Source organism: Nitrospirota bacterium, from assembly GCA_016214385.1.
Classification (GTDB): Bacteria; Nitrospirota; Thermodesulfovibrionia; order UBA6902; family JACROP01; genus JACROP01.
Genome location: JACROP010000074.1, coordinates 20,579 through 27,627 on the forward strand (window position 1 = coordinate 20,579; position 7,049 = coordinate 27,627).

General features: G+C 41.8%; 6 protein-coding genes. 2 read left to right on the plus strand and 4 right to left on the minus strand.

Going from position 1 to position 7,049, the window contains the following annotated elements; genetic code table 11:
* Positions 1-88: 88 nt before the first annotated feature.
* Positions 89-1,573 carry a HAMP domain-containing histidine kinase gene (locus tag HZC12_04590; GenBank protein ID MBI5026004.1) on the plus strand — a complete coding sequence of 495 codons (1,485 nt, stop codon included), beginning with the start codon at positions 89-91 and terminating at the stop codon, positions 1,571-1,573.
* An 84-nt stretch (positions 1,574-1,657) separates the two neighbouring features.
* On the plus strand, positions 1,658-3,019 hold the full coding sequence (locus tag HZC12_04595; GenBank protein ID MBI5026005.1) for a sigma-54-dependent Fis family transcriptional regulator: 1,362 nt from the start codon (positions 1,658-1,660) through the stop codon (positions 3,017-3,019).
* Positions 3,020-3,024: 5 nt separating this feature from the next.
* On the opposite strand, the gene nuoB is transcribed toward HZC12_04595, so the two are convergent.
* From nuoB to HZC12_04615, 4 genes are all read right to left on the minus strand, one after another.
* Complete coding sequence (gene nuoB, locus HZC12_04600) at positions 3,025-3,546, minus strand: NADH-quinone oxidoreductase subunit NuoB (protein ID MBI5026006.1); 522 nt, start codon at positions 3,544-3,546, stop codon at positions 3,025-3,027.
* Between the two features lie 82 nt (positions 3,547-3,628).
* Positions 3,629-5,197, minus strand: coding sequence for an NADH-quinone oxidoreductase subunit C (locus HZC12_04605; GenBank protein MBI5026007.1), 1,569 nt, complete (start codon positions 5,195-5,197; stop codon positions 3,629-3,631).
* Positions 5,197-6,678 carry a hydrogenase 4 subunit F gene (locus HZC12_04610; protein ID MBI5026008.1) on the minus strand — a complete coding sequence of 494 codons (1,482 nt, stop codon included), beginning with the start codon at positions 6,676-6,678 and terminating at the stop codon, positions 5,197-5,199. The genes HZC12_04605 and HZC12_04610 overlap by 1 nt, the downstream gene beginning before the upstream one ends.
* 103 nt (positions 6,679-6,781) lie before the next feature.
* Positions 6,782-7,009 carry a hypothetical protein gene (locus HZC12_04615; protein ID MBI5026009.1) on the minus strand — a complete coding sequence of 76 codons (228 nt, stop codon included), beginning with the start codon at positions 7,007-7,009 and terminating at the stop codon, positions 6,782-6,784.
* Between the last annotated feature and the right edge of the window lie 40 nt (positions 7,010-7,049).

Here is a 7,049-nt window from a genome sequence, read left to right on the forward strand (position 1 = left end):
CTAACCTAATAATTATGGCACTGTTTGGGCTGTTGCAGTAAAATCGCTCTGAGTTGCTTTTTGCAATACAGGGCGGTTAAAATAAAATATGTTCAAGTATCATCCGAGCATCAAACAAAAAATTACATTAGGTTATTACGCAATACTGGTCATAATTATCGGTCTATCAATACTCACTTTTATGGAGCTCAGGTTTATGGAGAAAAAGATAATGTTCGGAGAGGTCATATCCGAATTTTTTGATGCAACGCTTGAAATCAGAAGGTTTGAAAAAAATTATTTTCTCTACAAGCAAGAGAACGACTATTACGAAAATATAAAATATGTAACAAAAGCTCAAGAATTACTTGAAAGGAATATCAAAGGATTTGGGACAATTGCCAATTCTCAGCAGATAACAACACTAAGAGATGACCTGAAAGAGTATAAAGAACTCATGGAGCGTTATGTAAGGCAAGATAAACATGGCAGTGTACAAAAAACCACAATGGAAGGGAAGATAAGGAAAACAGGCAAAGACATAATAACAGTTGCTGAAGACATTTCAAAGGCTGAGCGTAAGGACCTGCAAATGATGTTAAACAATTCACGAAACATTATTATCCTTTCAATCATCACCCTCTCACTCTTAGGGATTGTTATAGGACAGGTTTTATCAAGAATGGTTGTCAGACCGCTTAAAATGTTAGAGGATTCCCTTGAAATAATTGCTGATGGCAGGTTTGAAAAAATACTCATAAATTCAAAAGACAGGGAGATAGTTTCGCTGACAAATGCCTTTAACAAGATGCTCAGGGAATTGGAATTAAGGCAGAGGCACCTTGTTCAATCAGAAAAGCTTGCTTCACTGGGGACGCTCCTTTCCGGTGTTGCCCATGAGTTGAACAATCCATTATCAAATATCTCAACCTCCAGCGAGATACTGAAGGAAGAGCTTGAAGAAGCTGATACGGAATACAAGAGAGAGCTCCTCCTGCAAATAGAGGAGCAAACAGAGAGTGCAAGGAATATCGTCCGTTCTCTTTTAGAGTTCTCAAGGGATAGGGAATTTAAAAAAGAGAAACTGCCGCTCAGAAACCTGTTTGAAGAAACGATCCGGTTTGTGAAGGGTCAAGTGCCGACAAAGGTCGAAATCAACATTGACATGCCGGATGACATATTTATCATTGCCGATAAACAGCGAATCCAGCAGGCATTATTAAATCTTATAAAAAATGCAATAGAGTCCATTACTGATGACGGAAGTGTTTTCATCAAGGCAAAGAAGCACAGGGCAATTGATAAGGTGGAAGACGAAACAGGTATATACAATTATCTGAAATACCGCGGTAAATGCACTCTCGAAGAAGATACGGTGGACATAGAGATAAAAGATACAGGAACAGGGATACCGCATGAATTGCTGCCAAAGGTATTCGATCCATTCTTTACTACAAAGGATGTGGGCAAAGGATCAGGGCTCGGATTGTTTATAGTTCATGAAATCATAGAAGAGCATGACGGTTGTATTGCTGTGGACAGTAAATTTGGTAAAGGGACAACGTTTTTAATTAGATTGCCGATGAAGGAGTGAGAATATTGGAGTGATGGAGTATTGGAGTAGCTGAAAAACAGTTGCACCAGATAAGAAATATTACTGAAATTGAGGTATAGCAACATGACAAACAATGCGAAAATTTTAATTGTTGATGATGAAAAAATAGCCCTTAAGAACCTTGAGCATGTAATGAAAAAAGAGGGCTATGAGGTGGTGGGAACGCAAAGCGGGCAGAATGCCCTCAAATTGCTCGATGAGCAGCAATTTGATGCGGTGCTTACTGATCTTAGAATAGAGAAAGTAGATGGCATGCAGATTCTCAAGAGATGCCATGACCTCTATCCTGACACGGAGGTAATAATGATAACGGGATATGCGACGCTGGAGTCGGCAGTAAACGCAATGAAACAGGGTGCATTCTACTATATAGCAAAGCCATTCAAACTGGAAGAGGTAAGAAAGGTTGTAAAAGAGGCGGTAGAGAAGGTAAGACTTAAGAAGGAGAACAGACAACTCAGGGAGCAGATAGAAAAGTACCAGGGCAAGGTAAAGATAATCACTCAGGATCCCGGCATGCAGAGGCTTCTGGACACGGCAAAGCAGATTGCACCAACAGACTGCAATGTCCTTATAAGCGGTGAAAGCGGTACGGGGAAGGAGCTGTTTGCAAGATACATACACTTCAACAGCAGCCGTTCAGAAGGACCATTCTTTGTAATCAACTGCGGGGCATTTACAGAGGAGCTTTTAGGCAATGAGCTGTTCGGCCATGAAAAAGGGGCGTTCACCGGCGCAACCACCATGAAAAAGGGATTGATTGAAATGGCATCTGGTGGGACGTTGTTTTTAGACGAGATAACAGAGATGCCTTCATCAATGCAGGTAAAACTCTTGAGGGTTATTCAGGAAAAAGAGGTTCTAAGGCTTGGGGCAACAGAGCCTGTAAAGGTGGATGTAAGATTTATAGCTGCAACAAATAGAGACGTACAGGATGCGATAAAGGACGGACATTTCAGGCAGGACCTCTATTTCAGGCTGAATGTTGTTTCACTCTACATTTCACCTCTTTCAGAAAGAAAAGAAGATATACCTCTTTTAAGTTACTATTTTTTAAAAAAATATGCTGCCCTCATGAAAAAGGACGTCACAGGGATATCTCAGGATGTGATTGCACTCCTGATGAATTACGACTTTCCTGGAAATGTGAGGGAACTGGAAAATATCATAGAAAGAGGAGTTGCCCTTGTTAATGGGAATACCATCGAAGTGGCACATCTCCCTGAAGATTTGAGGGAATTAAGCATAAGGACATTCAGGAAAAAGGAAGGCAAAATCCCATCCCTTGAAGAGCAGGAGATGGCTTATATACAGTGGGTATTAAGCGAGGTAGGCAATAACAAGACCCTTGCAGCACAGATACTCGGGATTGATAGAGTATCGCTGTGGAGAAAGTTGAAGAGGTACGGATTGGAAGCAGAGTGACCGCATCAGGTCAGCTTTTTTAATAATTCATGGAGTCCCAATACCATCTGTATCGGTGTGGGCGGGCATCCTGGAATATAGCAGTCAACTGGAATCACATTGGCAACGCCATTCGTTACCGCATAGCTTCCTTTATATATGCCTCCATCAATGGTGCAGTCACCGCATGCTACAACAAGCCTCGGCTCAGGTGTTGCCAGATATGTCTTTTTAAGGGCAAGTTCCATCTGTCTTGAAACAGGCCCTGTTACAAGAAGGACATCCGCATGTCTTGGAGACGCAACAAAATCAATGCCGAACCTCTGAATGTCGTATATCGGATTTGTAAGGGCAGTGCATTCCCATTCGCATGCATTGCATGAGCCTGCATCCACCTGCCTGATTCTAAGCGACCTGCCAAAGATAGTATCAATCTTTTCCCTTAGAGAGACAATCTTTACGGCTTCCTCAGGCGGGATATCGAACCCTTCAGGGAATGGAATTGAAGGTTTTCTGGTTATTAAGTTTTTTAAAATCTCTTTAAACATCTTTGCTCCTCATCCTCGATAATTGTAAATTGAAGATTGAAAATTTAAAATTTGCATTTTTCAATTTTCAATTGTCATGTTGTCACATATCACATCCAGAATACGATAGATTAAAGCTCTTGTTGCACAATGGGAAATCGGGCACTATGTTGCCATGCACAGCAAAGGGCACTGCAGGCCCGTTGCAATATGAAGGAGACCTCAGCTTCACCCTGAAGAGCTTACCATCCTTATCAGACATTACCCAGTAAAATACCGGCCCTCTCGGCGTCTCTGCATAGCCTAACGAAGAGGAATATGCAGGAATATCATTTATCCCGGCAGCTAATGCACCAGCATAATTACTTTCAAGGAGTGTATTAATTATCGATATCGAACATTCTGTTTCTTCTGCCCTGACCATCATCCTCGCAAGCACATCACCTCTTGCCATTGTGTGTGCCTCGAATTCAAGCATGTCATAAAGAAGATGAGGGTGTGCCTTTCTTATATCATCATTAATGCCCGATGCCCTTGCTGCAACACCAGTTATTCCTAACTTTTGTGCTATTTCCTTTGACAGCATGCCTGTATTTTCGAGCCTGTCAATATGAGAGACAGAGCCGAGGAGTAATTTCATGAACTCTTTGTATTCCCTTGTTACCGTATCAATCGTTGAAAGAATATCATTCGACTGCAAAAACACATCTTTTGTAACACCGCCGATGACATTTACTCCCCTCAGATACCTGCTACCTGTAAGCCTTTCATTAAGCTGCATCAGCTTTTCCTTGATAATAGCCCCATTTGCATATCCCACCTGAAGAGCGGTTCCTGCACACATATTGCCAATGTCGCCTATATGGTTGTACAACCTTTCAAGTTCTAAAAGAAGGGTTCTTATTGCCTTTGCCTTTTCTGTTATTTCAATGCCTGCAATTCTTTCCACTGCCATACAATAAGCTGCTGAATGTGAAAATGATGATGTGCCTGAAACCCTTTCTGCAAGCCTCACGCCATCAAAGAGACGCATACTCTCAAAGTGTTTCTCTGTACCTTTATGCGTATAAAAGAGTCTCGGCTCAAGAAAGAATATGGTCTCTCCAACTGCGCTGAATCTGAAGTGTCCCGGCTCTATAATTCCAGCATGGACAGGGCCAACAGGGATTTCATAGACTCCATCTCCTTCAACCTCCATAAATTTATAAGGCTCTTTTTGTTTAATTCCTTCGCCCCATTCCTTCAAATCAGATTCTGTAATATTCCAGTCCTTTCTTAATGGATGAGAGTTTGTTGGAAAGGAATCGTGCAGCACAAGTCGTCTCAAATCAGAATGCCCCTTTGGAGTTAAACCAAACATGTCTTTTATCTCGCGCTCATACCAGTGCGCTGTCGGAATATCAGGGGTTATGGATGGGAATGTTGTATCATCTTCCTTTAATGGCAAAACAATTATGAAAAACCTATCAATACCAGGAATTGAAAAGACAGCATATATCCTGAATACACCATCGATCTGCCTTTCATCAGTTGCAAACATGAGTCTCAGAATAGCGTGCTTTTCCTCATAAAGATAAACACACGCATCTTTAAAGTCATCCTTCTTGATCTCAATATATTGCTCATTCAGATGCTCCTTTATCTTTATCGCCTTATTCAGGACTCTTTCCATCACTTAACCCCAAGGACATTGATGCATGTTTTTATTGTGCTGTCTATAAAATCAGGAACCCTCAAGCCGAGGACAAGAATAAATAATGCCATGACAATCATAATTGCATTGGAAAGGATATCGGGAATACCATATTTAGTTTCTGACTTATGACTCTTGACCCCTGACTCCTGACCGCCGAACAACATCCTCCCAAATCCCGAAAGCATGCCGTAAAAGACTATCACCACAAAGAATAAAAACAAGCCAACAACAGGCCACATTCCCTTATCTACCCCGGCCTTCAATATTGTGAGCTCACTTATAAAAATGTTAAAAGGCGGTGTGCCTGCAAGGGACAATGCACCGATGAAAGTAAGGATCCCGAGCAAGGGCATTGATGAGAGCACTCCATTAACATTCTCAATCCTCGTTGAGCCGAAATGGGCCTGAATCTTTCCAGATGCAAAGAACATGAGGGGCTTTGAAATGGCGTGGTTTAGAATATGTAAGAGTGCACCATAAATACCAACAGGCCCGCCTATCCCCACACCGAGGGAGATAATACATATGTGTTCGATGCTGCTGTATGCGAGTAATCTTTTATAGTTGTCCTGAACAAGTATGAATATGGAAGACAAACCAATGGAGATAAGTCCAAAGAGAATGAGCAAATTACCTGTAAAAATATTCCCCGTTGATGGCTCCACAATGGATACAAATCTCATAATTCCATAGAATGCAGTATTCAAAAGGATTCCTGAAAGAAGCGCACTTATAGGGCTCGGTGCCTGGCTGTGTGCATCGGGCAGCCAGTTATGCACAGGCGCAAGCCCTGCCTTTGTGCCATAACCGACAAGGACAAAGATAAAGGCGAGCTTCATCGTTGATGGATTGAGTTTACCGGCAATAGCTTTAAGCGATGTCCAGTTCAATGCGCCCTCTGTTCCCATAACAGCAGTGGATGCATAGTATGCTATAAATGTGCCAAGGAGGGCGAATGTAATCCCTACAGTGCAGAGGATTATATATTTCCATGCAGCCTCTATTGCAAGTTGCCTTTTGGTAAATCCAAGGCCGATGAGGATGGCAGAGACTATCGTGGTTGCCTCTATGGCAATCCACATGAGGGCAAGGTTATTCGCTACAGTCACCAGAAGCATGGTGAAGATGAATAAATGCAGCAGGGCATAATATCTCCTCATCCCTGGTATATTTATAAGCCCGACCTTAAGCTCATGCTCGAGGTAGCCAATAGAATAAACCGCAGAGGCTACACCCAGAAATATCACCAGCGCCATGATATACCCTGAAAGGGCATCCATATAAAGCATGCCATTCGCCATCGCAATGGGCGATGATATGGATGAGATAATTGTGGGAATAGAAAAGGCTGTAAGACAAAGTGCCCCTGCAAGGCTTGCATAGCCAATCAGCCTGTGGCCCTTCAACACATAGCATATAACTGCTGTTATTATCGGTATTAAAAGTATCGCAATCATGTCGCTAACGCTCCAATGCAAATTGGAAATTGCAAATTTTAAATTTTAAATTTATTTTCTTCAAAATTTTCATTTTTCAATTTACAATTTTCAATCTTCAATCCTATCCCTTGAGGATAGTCAGTTTATCAAGGTCTGAAGATGCAAATGCCCTTTTAATCTGCACAGCAAAAATTCCGAGTATTATCACACCCATGAGCATGTCAAATAAAACCCCGAGCTCTATGATTGTAGGCATTCCAAAGGTCAAGGAAAAACCTGCAAGGAAAAGCCCGTTTTCCATAAACAGCAACCCGATGACCTGTGTTATCGCCTTTCTCCTCGTTATCATTATGAACAGTCCGATCAGTATTACGGCAATTGAGATTTGG

Excerpts from the sequence above, each read along its gene's own strand:
- HZC12_04610 (MBI5026008.1), bottom strand. The coding sequence starts at position 6,678 with ATGATTGCGATACTTTTAATACCGATAATAACAGCAGTTATATGCTAT.
- HZC12_04615 (MBI5026009.1), bottom strand. The coding sequence starts at position 7,009 with ATGATAACGAGGAGAAAGGCGATAACACAGGTCATCGGGTTGCTGTTT.
- HZC12_04605 (MBI5026007.1), bottom strand. The coding sequence starts at position 5,197 with ATGGAAAGAGTCCTGAATAAGGCGATAAAGATAAAGGAGCATCTGAAT.
- HZC12_04590 (MBI5026004.1), top strand. The coding sequence starts at position 89 with ATGTTCAAGTATCATCCGAGCATCAAACAAAAAATTACATTAGGTTAT.
- HZC12_04595 (MBI5026005.1), top strand. The coding sequence starts at position 1,658 with ATGACAAACAATGCGAAAATTTTAATTGTTGATGATGAAAAAATAGCC.
- nuoB (MBI5026006.1), bottom strand. The coding sequence starts at position 3,546 with ATGTTTAAAGAGATTTTAAAAAACTTAATAACCAGAAAACCTTCAATT.